Origin of the sequence: Rhizobium mongolense subsp. loessense, assembly GCF_900099775.1 — a bacterium.
GTDB lineage: Bacteria > Pseudomonadota > Alphaproteobacteria > Rhizobiales > Rhizobiaceae > Rhizobium > Rhizobium loessense.
This window is the reverse complement of sequence record NZ_FMTM01000008.1, coordinates 318,508-333,892: the sequence shown is the minus strand read 5'-3', so window position 1 is coordinate 333,892 and position 15,385 is coordinate 318,508. Positions and strand designations below refer to the sequence as shown.

The window sequence follows — 15,385 nt, the reverse complement described above, 5'->3', positions numbered from 1 at the left end:
TCCAGATCAGCACCGAGGATCAGGAAGAAACAGATCGCTATTGGAACGCCATCGTCGGCAATGGCGGTCAGGAAAGCGAATGCGGCTGGTGCAAGGATAAGTGGGGAGTATCCTGGCAGATCACACCTCGCATTCTCATGGACGCGCTTGCAGCAGGTGGCGAACAAGCAAAGCGCGCATTCGACGCGATGATGACAATGAGGAAAATCGACGTAGCTGTGATCGATGCGGCACGAAAAGGGGATAACGCGCTATGACCACCGAGAAGATCAAAGGACCTGCTTCCTATTTTCCATCAATCGAGAAGAAATACGGCCGTCCTATCGATGACTGGCAAGAGCTCGTGCGAAAGCACTATCCTGCGAAGCACATGGAACTTGTCGGTATGCTGAAGAGCGAACACGGAATGGGCCACGGTCATGCAAATGCCGTCGTGGCGCACACTCTCGCGGAAGACAAGCAGCCGGCCTCTTAACGGAGTGTGGTGCGAGGCGAAACGTCTTGTCTGCTTCCGGCCGGTCATTCGCAGGATCGGATCTAAGTTTTCAATAGGGCGTCTATGCCAACGTTGCGGAGATGCGCTAAAGCCTTCTGCGCTCAGAACCCGCGCCGAGAAAGTTTGTGGGTTAGCATGTCAGCCACGATGTCAGCCCCACCTGCTCGCTTGGAACGCAGTGCCGCCTTCCGACGACACCGCAGACGTGTGCCAGTGACTATCACGCCTTCAAGAAGGCCAGCATGTCGGGATTGACGACATCAGGATGAGTCGAAAGCATGCCATGAGGAAGCCCGTCGTAGCTCTTGAGCGTTCCATTCTTGAGAAGCTTCACCGAGAGCGGCGCGGAGTCGGCATACGGCACGATCTGGTCGTCCGTGCCGTGCATAACGAGAACGGGCACCTCGATCTTCTTCAGATCTTCCGTGAAGTCCGTTTCAGAGAATGCCTTGATGCACTCGTAGTGGGCGTTGGCGGCACCCATCATACCCTGACGCCACCAGTTGTCGATGAGGCCTTGGGAAATCTTTGCATCCGGGCGGTTGAAGCCATAGAACGGACCCGTGGGCAGGTCGATGTAGAACTGTGCGCGGTTTGCTGCAAGCGCCTTGCGCAAACCGTCAAAGACGTCGATCGGCAGACCGCCGGGGTTCTTGTCGGACTTGACCATCACGGGCGGCACAGCGCCCGCGATGACCGCTTTGCCTACTCTGCCGGCCTTCGCGCGCGCGACGTAATGTACAACCTCGCCGCCGCCTGTGGAATGGCCGACGTGGAAGGCGTTCTTGAGATCGAGTGCCTCGGCCAGTTCGGCCACGTCAGCCGCGTAAGTGTTCATCTCGTGGCCTGTGGGGCTCTGCGAGGAGCGCCCGTGGCCCCGTCGATCGTGAGCGATCACTCGAAAGCCATTCTCCAGGAAGAACAGCATCTGATTGTCCCAGTCGTCGCCGCTCAGCGGCCAGCCGTGATGGAAGACGATAGGCTGCGCGTCCCGCGGACCCCAATCTTTGTAAAAGATTTCAGTTCCATCCTTCACTCTTACCGTACCCATGAACTTATACCCCTTGCTAGATTGGTTCGCCTTAGTGGCGGCTTTCGATGATGGAGCAAGCGCCAGCGAGGCGGTGACGGAAACCCCGGCGAGAAGCGCGTCCCGTCGCGCGAGCGAAAGATTGAAGTCCATGGGACCGCCTCCTGTAGAAGTAGCTGGATGCGTCACCTCGCCAGAAAGCTATACGCTCATTTTTAGAAAGGTCGTAGTTTTTAGAAGGTCGTAGGGCGGTGAAGCTCGCAATCAGAACTCCGTCATTCGCCCTCTACGATTCGTAGAAATATGGACGGCGCAGGTGGACGTCGCTCCGGTGGGGCAACTGCCTCACCTTTGGTGTGCGTTGCAGCCAACGGATTACCCCGGTTCTTCGATGGCTCTCATAAATTCAGGAGTCAAGAAGCGTAGAAAGCTGCCTCTGCGGCCTTTCTAAAGAGCGTCCGCCCTTGACCCATTAGAGAACAGTATCGGCCCAAATCATGTGTAATCGGGCGGTCCCCACAAGGGGCAAGCTCCCACTACTATACCGGCGTAGCCGAGGCCCGATTAGAGAGGCAGTCACTCGCATTTCAAGGATGCGGTGATGCAATTACGCAGGTCCAAGATCAAGGCGGAGCTGGCGTCGACGGTCGCGAGGTGGATCAGGGGCCATCAAGGGGTCTTCCTTGATGGCCTGGGTAAGGAAGTCGAGAACTGTGCGGACGCGCAACGACATGTTCCTGCGCGATGGGTAGACGACATTGATCGCCGGGCGCGCGGGAGGAAATTGCGGTATAACGTTTGCCAGCCTGCCAGCCTCGATGTCGGGGCAGGCGAGGATATGCGAGAGCACCGCAAGGCCGCTCCCGGCCAGTGCCGCGCGACAGCGACGGCGTTATTGGCGATCAGACGCGGTGCGATGCGCACGGAAATCTCGTCGGACCCATCGGGGAATGACCATGACCGTCCATTTCCGGCACGGCTGTAGCAAATGCATTCATGGCCGCTGATGTCATCCGGCGTTTTGGGCATGCTCCGTCGTTCGAGGTAGCAGGGCGCTGCAACGAGGAACGCGGTCGTCCAACCGATCCGCCGGCACATCAGGCTGCTATCCGTCACAGGACCAAGGCGCACTTGGAGATCGATTTCTTCCCCGACCAGATCTGACGGCTCTTCGCGGAACATCAATTCGACCGAGCGCCCCGGATGGTGCTCGAGCAGGCCGGCGAGACGGTCACTCACATAAAGACCGAGCCGCGGGGAGGGTGAGCCGCACCCGGCCCGATGCCATGGCTGTCTCGGCACATGAGGCTTCGCTGAGAGCGTCCACCGCTTCGACCACCTTCCGCGCCATCGCGATCATTTGTTCGCCTTGGACGGTCAGGGCGATCGCGTTTGTGGTACGATGCAGAGGGCGCGTGTTGATATGCTCCTCCAGTGCGGAAACCTGCCGGGAGACTGCTGGCTGTCAGGTTGAGGTCGATTGCCGCTGCAGAAAACGAGCCTGTCTCTACCACGCGCAGAAAGGCCCTTGGCGCAGATACGATGTCCATCCTGTCCCCTATACGTTTCGACATAAGCCTTATGTCCGCAGTTCGAAGGAACTTTACTTTCCATCAATTACGGATATCTTGTATCCATAAGGATATCAAATATCCTTAATAAAGGAGAGATACATGTCACAACGCCTCAACTACGCACAGCAATCACCCGAGTTCTTCAAGAAGCTCTCAGACCTCAGCATGGGCCTGAAGGACAGCCTCATCGAACAGAAAATCCGCGACCTCGTTCAGATCCGCGCTTCGCAGATCAATGGCTGCGGCTTCTGCCTCGACATGCATGTGAAGGAGGCCAAGATCCACGGCGAGAGCGAACTGCGCCTCTACCATGTCGCGATCTGGCGTGAATCAAACCTCTTCATCCCGCGCGAACGGGCAGCACTTGCGTGGACCGAAGCTGTCACGAAACTGCCGGAAGGCGGTATCCCCGACGAACTCTATGAGCGGGTACGCGGCCAGCTTTCGGAAAAGGAGATCTCCGACCTGACCTTCTCGATCATGGTGATCAATGCCTGGAACCGCGCAAGCATCGCCTTCAAGGCACAGCCTGGTTCGGCCGACAAGCTTTACGGCCTCGACAGGGCCGGGTTGAACTAATCATCGGCAACTGAACGGAGGACCCTATCATGAAAATCGTGATCATCGGCGGAACCGGCCTCATCGGTTCGAAGACTGTGGAACGCCTGCGCCGCAAGGGCCACGAGGTTATCGCAGCCTCGCCCAATACAGGCGTCAACACCATCACCGGCGAAGGCCTGGCTGAGGCGCTGGCGGGCGCTGCGGTTGTGCTCGACCTTGCCAACTCGCCCTCGTTCGAGGACAAGGCCGTGCTCGAATTCTTTCAAACCTCGGGCCACAACTTGATGGCGGCGGAAAAGGTGGCCGGCGTGAAACATCATATCGCGCTTTCCATCGTCGGCGCCGATCGCCTGCCGGAAAGCGGCTACCTGCGCGCCAAGGTCGCCCAGGAAGAGATCATCAGGGAATCCGGCATTCCCTACACCATCGTGCGTTCCACCCAGTTCCTGGAATTCCTCGGCGGAATCGCCCAGGCGGGCACGACCGGCGATAGTACCCGCCTATCGACGGGCAATCTGCAGCCCATCGCCTCCGATGATGTCGCAGACTTCATGACGGATGCGGCGCTTGCCGCGCCGGTCAACGGCATCATCGAGATTGCCGGCCCCGAGCGCGCACGCCTCAGCGATTTCGTCGCCCGGTACCTCAAGGCGACCGGTGATACCCGCAAGGTCGTCGCCGATCCGGAGGCTCACTATTTCGGCACGAAACTGGGAGACGGCTCGCTCGTCTCCGACGACAATCCCCGGATCGGTCGGATCAATTTCGACCAGTGGTTTGCCACCTCCGCACGGAATTGACCGCACACCGGTGCGCCGCATTTCGCTGCGCACCGCCAACCCATGAAAGAGTAAGGATATGATCAAATCAATCTTCGCCGCTCTTTCCGTGACGGCTCTCCTGTCCGGCATGGCTCTCGCTGACGACACCGCCGGCGGCAAAGAGTCCAAGGTCACGCTGGTCTATAAACATGAACTGCCGAACGTGCCCGGCAAGAGCATCAAAGGCGTGCTTGTGGAATATGGCCCCGGCGGCTTCTCCGAGGGCCGTACACATCCGAGTTCGGTCTTATTTATGCTACCGTGCTGGAAGGCTCGATCCTTCGGCCAGGTCAATGATAGCCCAGTCAAGGAGCACAAGGCGGGCGAGAGCTTTTCCAAGCTGCCTAGTGACCGCCATGCCTTTCCTAAGAATGGCAGCGAGGGCAAACCCGCCAAGCTGCTGGCCCGTCTTCGTGGTCGATACCAACCAGAAGGAACTGACCTGTCCCATGAATAAGTAAGTCAGGGGAGGGCAGGGTACTGGCGCGCTGCACGCGGCCCTCCGCTCGGAGCGCGAATTGTTGTTACGATTGGAGCTTGCCATGTTCGACGACCATCTTTCGTTGCCGCTGGTCCTGATCAATCTTCTGGGGATCGCCGGCATTGTCGTATGGCATCTCCAGGGTAGTGGCCGCCCGACGGCTAGGCTGGTCGTTCAGATCCTCTTTTTCGCGGGCATGACCGCTGTCCTCGCCCTCGCCGGCATCCTTCCGCACCGAGTCGACGAGACGCAACTGACAGGCATCGCGGCATTTCTGTCCACCTCTGCCAGGGTACTGTGGTGGACACACCTTGCATGGTCCCTCATCGGCTTCGTGCGCATCTATATCGTTCTTGATCGAAGGCCGCGAGAGGCGCGCCTGCTGCAGGATTTGATCGTCGCCGTCGTCTATCTCGGAGTAGCCTTGTCCCTTCTAGGCTTCGTCTTCAAAGCGCCCATCGGCACACTGGTTGCAACCTCCGGCGTTGTTGCCATCGTCTTCGGCCTTGCGCTGCAGAATACGCTCGGCGACGTTTTCTCCGGCATCGCCCTGACATTGGGGCGGCCCTTTGTCATCGGCGATTGGATCGTGCTAAGCGACGGAACTGAGGGGCGGGTCATCGAGAACAACTGGCGCTCCACTTTTCTGCTCACCGGCGCCCACAATGTCGTCGTTCTGCCCAATAGCGCCCTCGCGAAAGTGGGGCTGACCAATCTCAGTCGTCCCGACGAGACGCATCAGATCACGCTGCTCGTCCGCATCGCCGCAAGCCATAAGCCGCAGCTCGTCGAGGAGGCCATGCGAACCGCGTTGCAAGGCTGCGCCGGGATCGTGAAGGACCCGCCGCCGATCGTCGCCCTCAAGGGGATTGACGCCGTGGCGATCGAGGCCGAGCTGCAGTTTCGCGTGACTAGTCCGGCGAACCGGACGCCGGCGCGAAACGAGGTGATCGATCTCGTTCATCGCCAGTGCGAGGAAAGCGGCCTCTCGCTCGCAATGCCGCCCCAGAGCTACCTCTACACATTGCCGGCCGCAAGCGAAGTCAAACTGCGCTCATCCGGCTCGCTCTAGGACCCATTCGAAGCTGCTCTTCCAAAGGTCGGCAGGAATATCCTTGGACAGGGTCTCTATCAGATCGGATAATCTGACGCTGCGCAGCTTTTGGCGCCACGCTTCGTCGGCCTCCCACATGATGCGTGCCACCGCGCATGGATCGCTTTCGCAATAGCCCGGCGGCCTACAGGGATTGTTGGCCCTGATATTGTTGCAGACAAAGCTTCGCGCCTTGCCTTCCACCGCCTCGACAATATCAAGAAACGTTAGCTCGGCGGGCGTCTTTGCCAATCGATATCCGCCCGACGGGCCGAGGGTCGTATGGACAAGCCCGGCCTGCGAAAGGCCCTGCAGCGCCTTCGAAAGATACTCCTTCGGAAGTCCGTGGAACTCAGCCAGTGCCTTGGTGGACAGATAGCGGCCTTCAGGCAGACCGGCGAGAATAGCGCAGCAATGCAGCGCCCATTCGACTTGGCTTTTAAGGATCATCACTTCATTCCACGTAGACGCAGAGTTGCTGCGTCTATTAAGGATATAAAATATCCCTATTTTGCCACCATGTAAACAGAGGCATCTTGGGTGCGAGCGGATTGTGCAATACCGTTCGCTCCCGAGGGCCTGCTATTGGCGGCGCAATCTGGACGCCGCCGCGGCTGCTCTTGTCCTCCCATTGCGGACCTCGATTACGCGCCTGTCGCCGGAACCTAATAGAAACGACCTCATGGGGCCTTTCCGGCCGAACCGTGGCCGATCGATCGAATAGTTCGCCAAAGAATGACGTTCCAGACATTTGTCGATCATGACCCTGAGCCGCCAATCGCTGTCGATTTGCTGTGAGGCACAACAGACGTCGTCCCCCAAATATGATATCCTCCAGCCCGCACCGAAGTCTCGGCAGGATGGGAACCTTTCATGAGGCGGCCGGAATTTGTGATGCTCCTCGGCGGCGCGGCAGCGATACGGCCGTGGGTAAGGCGGTTAGCGGGAGGCAATCATGAGCTCGGACAACACCCCACACCCCTCGGTCAAACACTGCGCCGATAAGGTGAACGCGAAGTACATCCACGGTAGACCGGAGCCCGAGTTGGTTCCGTCGCGCTATGCGCTGAAGGTCGGCGAAATTGACGTAATGGTGGTTAGCGATGGGGTGCTATCGCTGCCAGGCGCGATGTTGGGCCACAACGTCGAACCGGCCGTCCGGGCAGCCTGGCTGGAGGACATGTTCCTGCCGCCGGACGTGCTCGAGTGGGCGCTGAACGTGGTCGTGGTGCGCAGCGGCGGCCGGACCATACTCATCGACGCTGGGATAGGGATGGAGTTCCCGGACTTGCCGCGGGCCGGGCATACCGTCCAGCGACTGAAGGCCGCCGGTATCGATCTTGCATCCGTGACCGACGTGGTGCTGACCCACATGCACATGGACCACTGTGGCGGGCTGCTCGCCGACGGGGTGAAAGAGCGGTTACGTCCGGACCTGCGGGTCCACGTGGCGGCCGCCGAGGCCGAGTTCTGGGAGGCGCCCGATTTTTCCCACGTCTCCATGCCGCCGGGGTTCCCGGACGCGCTTCGGCGAACGGGCAAGCGGTTCCTGGAAGAGTACCAGAGCCAGTTGCGGACGTTCGAGGAGGAGCACGAGGTGGCGCCGGGGGTGCTCGTGACACGCACTGGCGGCCACACCCCCGGACACAGCGTGGTCCGCCTGGCATCCGGCAGTGACCGGCTGATGTTCGCCGGCGACGCCGTGTTCCAGGTCGGGTTCGAGCACCCCGACTGGTACAATGGCTTCGAACACGACCCCGAGGAGGCGGCGCGCGTCCGGGTCCGTCTTCTGCGGGAGCTGGCGGCGAACCGCGAGTCGCTGGTGGCTACTCACCTGTCGTTCCCGTCCGTCTGCCATGTGGCGGTCGACGGCGACGTCTTTCGTTGGGTGCCGGGCCCCTGGGAGTACTGATCCGCTTGTTGGGTTAGGGCCGAGCTAGACGACCGCTTCGCGTTTGAACGAAACGGATGGCCGGCGGTAGGGAGGCTGCGATCATCATGGATGTATATCAGTCACAAGCCGACGGTCGGTGCGCGGATTCAAAGACGAGCCTGTGTCGAGGGAGGTGCTTGAGCGCGTGCTGTCCGCCGCAGCTTGGGCGCCGTCCGGATCGAACATCCAGCCGTGGAACACCTACGTGCTGACCGGCGCGCCGCTGGCCGAGCTCAAGACGTACGCCGTCGAGCGCGTGGCCCACGGCGACCCCTGGGACGAGCGGCAGTACGAGATGTACCCGCCCTCGCTGAAGTCCCCGTACGCGGAGCGCCGATCCGCCTTCGGCCAGGAGCGCTACAGCGCGCTCGGCATTGCGCGCGAGGACTGGGAGGCGCGCCAGAGGGCAGCCATTGCCAACTGGAACTGTTTCGGCGCGCCCGCCGCCCTGTTCTGCTACATCGACCGCGACCTGGGCCGGCCCCAATGGACCGGTCGGCAGGTCTGCGACTGAGGTCCGCTTCCGCCACTTGGCGACGGTCTTCTGATTGATCCCGTAGCGCTTCAAGAGCGCCCTCAGGCTCTCTTGACTATGTTTGTATCGCCCGACGGACTGCCTCTGTCGTCGTGGCGCTCCCATGAACAACCTGGCCGATAGCGCATCCTTTGATTCGGAAGACAGGGATGCCCCATCAAAGCCTGGGATCAAACATCTAGATACGAAAGCGACGATCATGCCAACGCGTTATCAGTCTAAGGTCCACTCGTCGCTCGCCGCCATCGTACCGGAATGTCACTCCACCGGCATGACAACCGGGGCGTCCTTGTTCTTCAGCAGCACGACAATAAATTTCGCTGGTTTAGACGTGCTCGCATTGCGGCTGACCAAGTGAATGTCGGAAGGACCTTCGTAGAAAGTCTCTCCCGGCGACAAGGTGACTTCTTTTTCTCCCTTGACCTGCATCACGATCGAGCCCTCCAGAACATAGACGAATGCATCTGCCTCATGTTTGTGAATCGGATCGGAACCTCCTGGCCCATACTCGACCGATATCATGAGACCCTCCTTGCCAGGATAATTTGGAAGGTCCTTTTTCATGAGCGGTGTGACATTTGCACCGTCGTCAGCAACAACGGCCAAAGTGCCGACGAGGCAAACCGTAGCCGCCACACATAGCGATAACAAAGCTGAATTCATTGTCGTAATCCCTCTGCTTGTTGAATGCGGATGTGGGTTTGCATAAATGCGTTTCGAGGTTGAAAACTCCCGAACAAAAAATCACTTGCCCCGGTTGTTTGATGCCTGGACTTACTTCGGCTGCTGGGACTGTCGAGACCGCTATTCAGCGCTTCCTCTGAAACGCATATTCGTCATCATCGATGCTATCGGAGCCGTCTACTGTCAGGACACGCGCGATGTTTGAGCATGCGCCTGCTTGAGCCGTGCTTATGGTCAGAATAAGCGCTGAAGTCATGCAAAGCAGCGTCTTCCTCATCGCAGCCCCTGTCCAGGTTCATCGACAGCAAACAGACGAAGGACCTTATCATGAACGACTATGAAACCGTAGGAATATGCAGCCATTCCGCTCCAGACCGCATGGCGACGCGTTCGCGCATTAAGGCCGCGCCAGCTCTTCCAGCGGCCGCTAATGGCGGCGTTTTCCGGAAGTAGCCGATCTTCCCCTCGCGGCCCGAAGCTGCCTTTCCGCAGGATCGCTTCGAAGTGCCGAAAAGCGCGAGGCCTGCTGGACATCCGATACCTGCCAGAAAGGGCGTTTGATTTCGACGAGTTGGCGACGAGGATCGCCGGCCTTCACTCTGTCGCGTATGAGCGCAACCAAGTCCGCCTTAACAGCCGGATCGGACGAGAAATAGCTATGGCCGATGAAGCCGCCGCCGCCTGAAAACTCAATGAAATCGACCAGCCCGCCCATGTGAGGCCCTGCCCATTGGGACGCCGCCTGGCTCCTGTCCCGGGGAAGCCTGCCGACAGCGAGCTGCCCCAGCCGCAAGGCACTGCCGAAAAGCAGCGTTGATGCCCCCAACGCTTTGTACGCAGTCGCCGATTATCCTAACCTTCTTTCCTTTGAAATCGTCCTTCAAAGTGGCAAAACCGTGCCAGAAAACTTTCGATCGGCGAGGACGACAGACGTCGGCACTCGGATGACAACCATCCTTTGATCTCTATTTGTTCCCGTGGCCATTTTCCGAGCAGCAGATGCCGCCCGGAAAATGTCTCTTCGCTAGCTACGTGAAACACTTCCGACCTGTTTCACGTCGAGATGACAAAGTTCGTGTCGCGCTACAACGTTTAGATATTCCCAGAAATCAGCTGCATCCGCTCGTCGCGCCACACGTATCGCACTTCTCGCAGGTCCCATTTCGCACCATCGTGAAGTTCTGGCACTCGGTGCACATGTTGCCCGTGTAACCCTGCATGATGGAGCGGGCGCGGCGTTCGGCTTCGACCTTCTTGGCTTCGGACTTGGCAGAGGCTGCGTCGGCAGCGGCGGCGTCGGTGAAGAGCGTGCTGGATTCCTCAGCGATCTCTTCGACGATTTCCTCCGCCAGTTCCTTGGCCCGTTCCTCGTAATCGCGCTTGAAGGCGACGACTTCGGAGGAGGCAGCGACGGTTTCGAGCTTGCGCACGGTGTTGCCGGCAATCGCCGTGATCGTCGCGCCCGAGGAGGCGCGGACAGGGGCGGCGGTTGCAGCACCCTTGATCTCCGATGCCGAGCGCTCGGTCGAGTTTCCGGAAACCAGCGTCGGCTTATAGCCGCGTGTCAGGCCCTTGGAGACGACGTCCGCCTTGCCTTCCGACACACCGCGGCCGAGTGCCGTGTTGTTGAAGTCGGACGTATCGACATGCGCGAGATCGTGGCGGCCGAGATAGGAGATGGCGAGTTCGCGGAACACGTAGTCGAGGATCGACGTCGCATTCTTGATCGCGTCGTTGCCGGTGACGATGCCCGCCGGCTCGAACTTCGTGAAGGTGAATGCATCGACATATTCCTCGAGCGGCACGCCGTATTGCAGGCCGAGCGAGACCGAGATCGCGAAGTTGTTGATGAACGCACGAAGGGCCGAACCTTCCTTGTTCATGTCGAGGAAGATCTCGCCGAGGCGGCCGTCGTCATATTCGCCGGTGCGCAGGAAGATCGTGTGACCGCCGATCTTTGCCTTCTGCGTGTAGCCCTTTCGACGGCCCGGCAGCTTTTCCTGGCTGCGCACGACCTTCTCGATCACCCGCTCGATGATCTTCTCGGTGACGGTGACGGCCTGGGCGGCTGCTGGCTGGGCAAGCAGTTCCTCCAGCGCGTCCTCCTCGCCTTCGTCCTCGATCAGCGAAGCGTTCAGCGGCTGCGACAGCTTGGAGCCGTCGCGGTAAAGCGCGTTAGCCTTCAGCCCGAGCTTCCAGGAGAGCATATAGGCGCTCTTGCAATCGTCGACCGTCGCATCGTTCGGCATGTTGATCGTCTTGGAGATCGCACCCGAGATGAAGGGTTGGGCAGCCGCCATCATGCGGATATGGCTTTCGACCGAGAGATAGCGCTTGCCGATCTTGCCGCACGGATTGGCGCAATCGAAGACGGCGAGGTGTTCGTTCTTGAGGAAGGGCGCGCCTTCCAGCGTCATGGCACCGCAGACGTGGATGTTCGCGGCCTCGATATCCTTCTTCGAGAAGCCCATGTGGTCGAGCAGGTTGAAGCTCATGTCGGCAAGCTGCTCGTCGGAGACCTTCAGCGTGCCCTTCAGGAAGTCGAGCCCAAGCGTCCACTGGTTGAAGACGAACTTGATGTCGAAGGCGGACTTCAGCGCCGCGTTGACGGCCTCGACCTTCTCGTCGGTAAAGCCCTTGGCCTTCAGCGTCGAAGGGTTGATGGCGGGCGCCTGGTTCAGATTGCCGTGGCCGACGGCATAGGCTTCGATCTCGGCAATCTGGCTTTCGGAATAGCCGAGCGTGCGCAGCGCTTCTGGTACGGCACGGTTGATGATCTTGAAGTAACCGCCGCCGGCAAGCTTTTTGAACTTGACGAGCGCGAAGTCGGGCTCGATGCCGGTCGTGTCGCAATCCATGACGAGGCCGATCGTGCCGGTCGGCGCAATCACGGTTGCCTGGGCATTGCGGTAGCCGTGCTTTTCGCCGAGTTCCAGTGCCTTGTCCCAAGCGCTCTTGGCGTGCGCGGCGAGATCCTGGTCCGGGTTTTCGGCGTGGATGAGAGCGACCGGGTTGATCGACAGGCCTTCATAGCCGGCCGTCTCACCATAGGCGGCGCGGCGGTGGTTGCGGATGACGCGCAGCATGTTCTCGCGGTTAGGCGCAAACATCGGGAACGGGCCGAGTTCAGCGGCCATTTCCGCCGAAGTGGCATAGGAAATGCCGGTCATGATCGCCGTCAGGGAGCCTGCGATGGCGCGGGCTTCGTCGCTGTCATAAGGAATGCCGGACGACATCAGCAGCCCGCCAATATTGGCATAGCCGAGACCGATCGTGCGATATTCGTAGGAGAGCTCGGCAATGCGGCGCGACGGAAACTGCGCCATCATGACGGAAATTTCGAGCACCACGCTCCACAGACGCACGGCATGCTCGTAATCGGCGATGTTGATGCGCTTTGTAGCCGCATCCTTGAACTGCATGAGGTTCAGCGAGGCAAGGTTGCAGGCCGTGTCGTCGAGGAACATGTATTCGGAGCACGGGTTGGAGGCGCGGATCGGACCGGCGGCTGGGCTGGTGTGCCAGTCGTTCATCGTGGTGTTGAAGTGCAGGCCCGGATCGGCCGATGCCCAGGCGGCGTAGGAGATCGTCTCCCAGAGGTCGCGGGCCTTCAGCGTCTTCATGACCTTGCCGTCCTTACGGGCCGTCAGGTTCCAGTCGCCATCGGCTTCGACGGCGCGCAGGAAGTCGTCGCGGATCGAGACCGAGTTGTTGGAGTTCTGTCCGGAGACGGTGAGGTAGGCTTCACTATCCCAGTCCGTGTCATAGGTCTTGAACTCCATGTCCTTGTAGCCCTGGCGGGCGAACTGGATGACGCGGCTCACATAGTTTTCCGGAACCTGATCCTTCTTGGCGGCGCGGATTTCGCGCTTGAGGGCAGGGTTCTTGGTCGGGTCGAAGCAATCCGCATCGGCGCCGCCTTCGCAATTGAAGCAGGCCTTCATGATCGCCTTCAGGTGCTTGGCGACGATCTTCGAACCGGTGACGAGGGCTGCAACCTTCTGCTCTTCCTTGACCTTCCAGTTGATGTATTCCTCGATATCCGGATGATCGATGTCGACGACGACCATCTTGGCCGCACGGCGCGTCGTGCCGCCCGACTTGATGGCGCCTGCTGCACGGTCGCCGATCTTCAGGAAGCTCATCAGGCCGGAGGAGCGGCCGCCGCCGGAAAGCTTTTCGCCTTCGCCGCGCAGATATGAGAAGTTGGAACCGGTGCCGGAGCCGTACTTGAAGAGGCGGGCCTCGCGAACCCAGAGGTCCATGATACCGCCTTCGTTGACGAGATCGTCCTCGACCGACTGGATGAAGCAGGCATGCGGCTGGGGATGCTCGTAGGCCGACTTGGACTTCGTCAGCTTGCCGGTGAAGGGGTCGACATAGAAGTGGCCCTGGCCGGGGCCGTCAATGCCGTAGGCCCAGTGCATACCGGTGTTGAACCACTGCGGGGAGTTCGGGGCGACGCGTTGGGTGGCGAGCATGTATGCGAGTTCGTCGCGAAAGGCAGAGGCATCTTCCTCCGACGAGAAGTAGCCGCCCTTCCAGCCCCAGTAGGTCCAGGTGCCGGCCAGACGGTCGAAGACCTGGCGCGCATCGATTTCCGAGCCGTACTGCTGGTCCTTCGGCAGCTCCTTGAGGGCTGCCTCATCGGCAACCGAACGCCACAGGAAGGAGGGAACGTCGTTTTCCTCGACCTTCTTCAGCTTTGCCGGAACGCCCGCCTTGCGGAAATATTTCTGGGCAAGGATGTCGGCCGCGACCTGGGAGAACTGCGCGGGAACGTCGATGTTCTCAAGGCGGAAGACGATCGAACCGTCGGGGTTCTTGATCTCGCTCGTCGCCTTGCGAAATTCGATGTCCGCGTAAGCGCTCTGGCCTGCCTTTGTGAAACGGCGTTCTATGCGCATGTCCTTGCACCTCTCTTTGCGCGCCCCATCCCCGTTGACCAGGGCGCAAGTTTCCTCATCCGGCAGCGCCGGAAGATGCGCAGCCAGTTCTCGTTTCCGTACCGTCACAGGAGTGTCATCCGGAGATGTCTTTCCTGTATCTTGTGGTGATGGTGGCTGCAAACACTAAATATAGTATTAACAGCTTGTTATCGCCAGCCCCGGATGTCACTTTTTTGGAGGTCAAAAATCGCGCAGAAGTCCCCTCACGGCTGCCATCCATCATGAATGCAACACCCTGATTCCACGCTCGAATTTTGAAGAGAACCGGCCTCGTTAAACCCGGTCCAGCTGCCGCCGCAACATCGGAAACCATTAAGTGAGAAATGGGCGATTCCGTCAAGGGGTGGTTTTTAACGAAGCGTTCACCACAACATATTGTGGACGGCCCTGTGAAGACTGGGGAAAAGCCTGGAGGCCTTGAATTTCAGGGCTTTGCGGGCTTCAGGCACCTGAAAAGCGAGGACGAAAAGAAAAAGTTAGCCGAATCCAAATCTAAGGATGGCATTTTCGGCCCGGATCGGCATCCCGATTCGGGAGGCCTCACATCGCATCGAGCGCGACGGTAACGGTGGCAATGCCGATCGCCGCTCCAGCCTCGTCGCGGATGGTGAAACTGGCCTGCGCCTCGAGGATCTGCGTGGTTTCGTCACGCTCGGCGCGATCGACGAAAGTCTCGTCCGAATCGCGCGCGAAGGTCTGCAGATACTTGTTTTCGTCGGCCTGCCAGAAATCCGTCGTCACTCTGCTCTCGCCGACATTGAGCCCATTCCTGTCGGTAATGAAGAACTCGACGATAACGCCCTGCGACGCATCCTGTTTTTCCTTCAGGTAGCGCGAAACGGGGGTGGATAGAATGGCGGACACCATCTGCAGGGCGCCGGTTTCCACTTCGGATCGGTAGGTCGAATCAAGGACCTGGATATCCGTGCTGCTGACGTCACTCAATTTGGCGTTCTGCTCTCTGATCGCCGCGAGAACCATCGGCGTGCTGACCATCGGCCGGACGACGGTATCCACATATTCGCGGACGACGGCGACATAAGCGGGTTCGGCAAAGGCCGGCACGGGCAACAAAGAGGGGATCGCCAGCCCTGAAGCGACGACCGCTCTAACCCAACCCCGGTATACCATTCCCCTCTTCCTTGCTCCGCGCCTTTTTGCCCTCGCGCGATCCGCGACCCGGCCCATGGCACGGGGCTCAGATGCGCGCGTGCAGGCCAGGCTCGCA

General features: G+C 59.7%; 11 protein-coding genes and 5 pseudogenes. 8 read left to right on the top strand and 8 right to left on the bottom strand.

Features of this window, described 5'->3' with window-relative positions:
* Positions 1 to 257 (top strand): VOC family protein (locus BLP23_RS24570; protein WP_208603196.1); only part of this gene is annotated, 257 nt, incomplete at its 5' end.
* Positions 254 to 475, top strand: coding sequence for a DUF4287 domain-containing protein (locus BLP23_RS24565; protein ID WP_092587333.1), 222 nt, complete (start codon positions 254 to 256; stop codon positions 473 to 475). The genes BLP23_RS24570 and BLP23_RS24565, both read left to right, overlap by 4 nt.
* A gap of 241 nt (positions 476 to 716) precedes the next feature.
* Here BLP23_RS24565 and BLP23_RS24560 read toward each other — a convergent pair whose 3' ends face one another.
* Both BLP23_RS24560 and BLP23_RS24555 read right to left on the bottom strand, forming a co-directional pair.
* Positions 717 to 1,547, bottom strand: coding sequence for an alpha/beta fold hydrolase (locus BLP23_RS24560; RefSeq protein ID WP_092587364.1), 831 nt, complete (start codon positions 1,545 to 1,547; stop codon positions 717 to 719).
* Between the two features lie 586 nt (positions 1,548 to 2,133).
* Positions 2,134 to 3,076: pseudogene (locus BLP23_RS24555) on the bottom strand (LysR family transcriptional regulator).
* A 123-nt stretch (positions 3,077 to 3,199) separates the two neighbouring features.
* Here BLP23_RS24555 and BLP23_RS24550 point away from each other — a divergent pair.
* From BLP23_RS24550 to BLP23_RS24535, 4 genes and pseudogenes are all read left to right on the top strand, one after another.
* A complete protein-coding gene (locus tag BLP23_RS24550; RefSeq protein WP_092587332.1) occupies positions 3,200 to 3,679 on the top strand; it encodes a carboxymuconolactone decarboxylase family protein in 480 nt (159 codons plus the stop codon).
* A gap of 29 nt (positions 3,680 to 3,708) precedes the next feature.
* Complete coding sequence (locus BLP23_RS24545; protein ID WP_092587331.1) at positions 3,709 to 4,461, top strand: SDR family oxidoreductase; 753 nt, start codon at positions 3,709 to 3,711, stop codon at positions 4,459 to 4,461.
* 58 nt (positions 4,462 to 4,519) lie between these two features.
* A pseudogene (locus tag BLP23_RS24540) lies at positions 4,520 to 4,943 on the top strand (cupin domain-containing protein).
* An 81-nt stretch (positions 4,944 to 5,024) separates the two neighbouring features.
* Positions 5,025 to 6,035, top strand: coding sequence for a mechanosensitive ion channel family protein (locus BLP23_RS24535; RefSeq protein ID WP_092587330.1), 1,011 nt, complete (start codon positions 5,025 to 5,027; stop codon positions 6,033 to 6,035).
* Here the strand turns inward: BLP23_RS24535 and BLP23_RS24530 are convergent.
* Positions 6,018 to 6,506 (bottom strand): RrF2 family transcriptional regulator, encoded by a 489-nt coding sequence (locus BLP23_RS24530; protein ID WP_092587329.1) that lies wholly within the window; start codon positions 6,504 to 6,506, stop codon positions 6,018 to 6,020. The two genes, BLP23_RS24535 and BLP23_RS24530, sit on opposite strands and share 18 nt — an antisense overlap.
* A gap of 505 nt (positions 6,507 to 7,011) precedes the next feature.
* On the opposite strand from BLP23_RS24530, the gene BLP23_RS24525 reads away from it, so the two are divergent.
* Both BLP23_RS24525 and BLP23_RS24520 read left to right on the top strand, forming a co-directional pair.
* Positions 7,012 to 7,968 carry an MBL fold metallo-hydrolase gene (locus tag BLP23_RS24525; protein WP_092587328.1) on the top strand — a complete coding sequence of 319 codons (957 nt, stop codon included), beginning with the start codon at positions 7,012 to 7,014 and terminating at the stop codon, positions 7,966 to 7,968.
* A gap of 94 nt (positions 7,969 to 8,062) precedes the next feature.
* Positions 8,063 to 8,479 (top strand): annotated as a pseudogene (locus tag BLP23_RS24520) (nitroreductase family protein); the annotation flags it as partial.
* Here BLP23_RS24520 and BLP23_RS24515 read toward each other — a convergent pair.
* The 5 genes and pseudogenes from BLP23_RS24515 to BLP23_RS24490 all read right to left on the bottom strand — a co-directional run.
* A pseudogene (locus BLP23_RS24515) lies at positions 8,438 to 8,645 on the bottom strand (IS481 family transposase); the annotation flags it as partial. The pseudogenes BLP23_RS24520 and BLP23_RS24515 sit on opposite strands and share 42 nt — an antisense overlap.
* Positions 8,646 to 8,782: 137 nt before the next feature.
* Positions 8,783 to 9,187 carry a cupin domain-containing protein gene (locus BLP23_RS24510; protein WP_208603195.1) on the bottom strand — a complete coding sequence of 135 codons (405 nt, stop codon included), beginning with the start codon at positions 9,185 to 9,187 and terminating at the stop codon, positions 8,783 to 8,785.
* A 541-nt stretch (positions 9,188 to 9,728) separates the two neighbouring features.
* Positions 9,729 to 10,040, bottom strand: a pseudogene (locus BLP23_RS24505) (alpha/beta hydrolase); the annotation flags it as partial.
* 277 nt (positions 10,041 to 10,317) lie between these two features.
* Positions 10,318 to 14,115 (bottom strand): vitamin B12-dependent ribonucleotide reductase, encoded by a 3,798-nt coding sequence (locus tag BLP23_RS24500; RefSeq protein WP_092587363.1) that lies wholly within the window; start codon positions 14,113 to 14,115, stop codon positions 10,318 to 10,320.
* 582 nt (positions 14,116 to 14,697) lie between these two features.
* The gene (locus BLP23_RS24490; RefSeq protein ID WP_092587325.1) at positions 14,698 to 15,288 is read right to left on the bottom strand and encodes a hypothetical protein; all 591 of its coding nucleotides are present in this window, start codon (positions 15,286 to 15,288) and stop codon (positions 14,698 to 14,700) included.
* Positions 15,289 to 15,385: the final 97 nt, after the last annotated feature.

What these genes read in the sequence shown, in the direction of transcription:
- BLP23_RS24565 (WP_092587333.1), top strand. Translation starts at nt 254, where the DNA reads ATGACCACCGAGAAGATCAAAGGACCTGCTTCCTATTTTCCATCAATC.
- BLP23_RS24560 (WP_092587364.1), bottom strand. Translation starts at nt 1,547, where the DNA reads ATGGGTACGGTAAGAGTGAAGGATGGAACTGAAATCTTTTACAAAGAT.
- BLP23_RS24550 (WP_092587332.1), top strand. Translation starts at nt 3,200, where the DNA reads ATGTCACAACGCCTCAACTACGCACAGCAATCACCCGAGTTCTTCAAG.
- BLP23_RS24545 (WP_092587331.1), top strand. Translation starts at nt 3,709, where the DNA reads ATGAAAATCGTGATCATCGGCGGAACCGGCCTCATCGGTTCGAAGACT.
- BLP23_RS24535 (WP_092587330.1), top strand. Translation starts at nt 5,025, where the DNA reads ATGTTCGACGACCATCTTTCGTTGCCGCTGGTCCTGATCAATCTTCTG.
- BLP23_RS24530 (WP_092587329.1), bottom strand. Translation starts at nt 6,506, where the DNA reads ATGATCCTTAAAAGCCAAGTCGAATGGGCGCTGCATTGCTGCGCTATT.
- BLP23_RS24525 (WP_092587328.1), top strand. Translation starts at nt 7,012, where the DNA reads ATGAGCTCGGACAACACCCCACACCCCTCGGTCAAACACTGCGCCGAT.
- BLP23_RS24510 (WP_208603195.1), bottom strand. Translation starts at nt 9,187, where the DNA reads ATGAATTCAGCTTTGTTATCGCTATGTGTGGCGGCTACGGTTTGCCTC.
- BLP23_RS24500 (WP_092587363.1), bottom strand. Translation starts at nt 14,115, where the DNA reads ATGCGCATAGAACGCCGTTTCACAAAGGCAGGCCAGAGCGCTTACGCG.
- BLP23_RS24490 (WP_092587325.1), bottom strand. Translation starts at nt 15,288, where the DNA reads ATGGTATACCGGGGTTGGGTTAGAGCGGTCGTCGCTTCAGGGCTGGCG.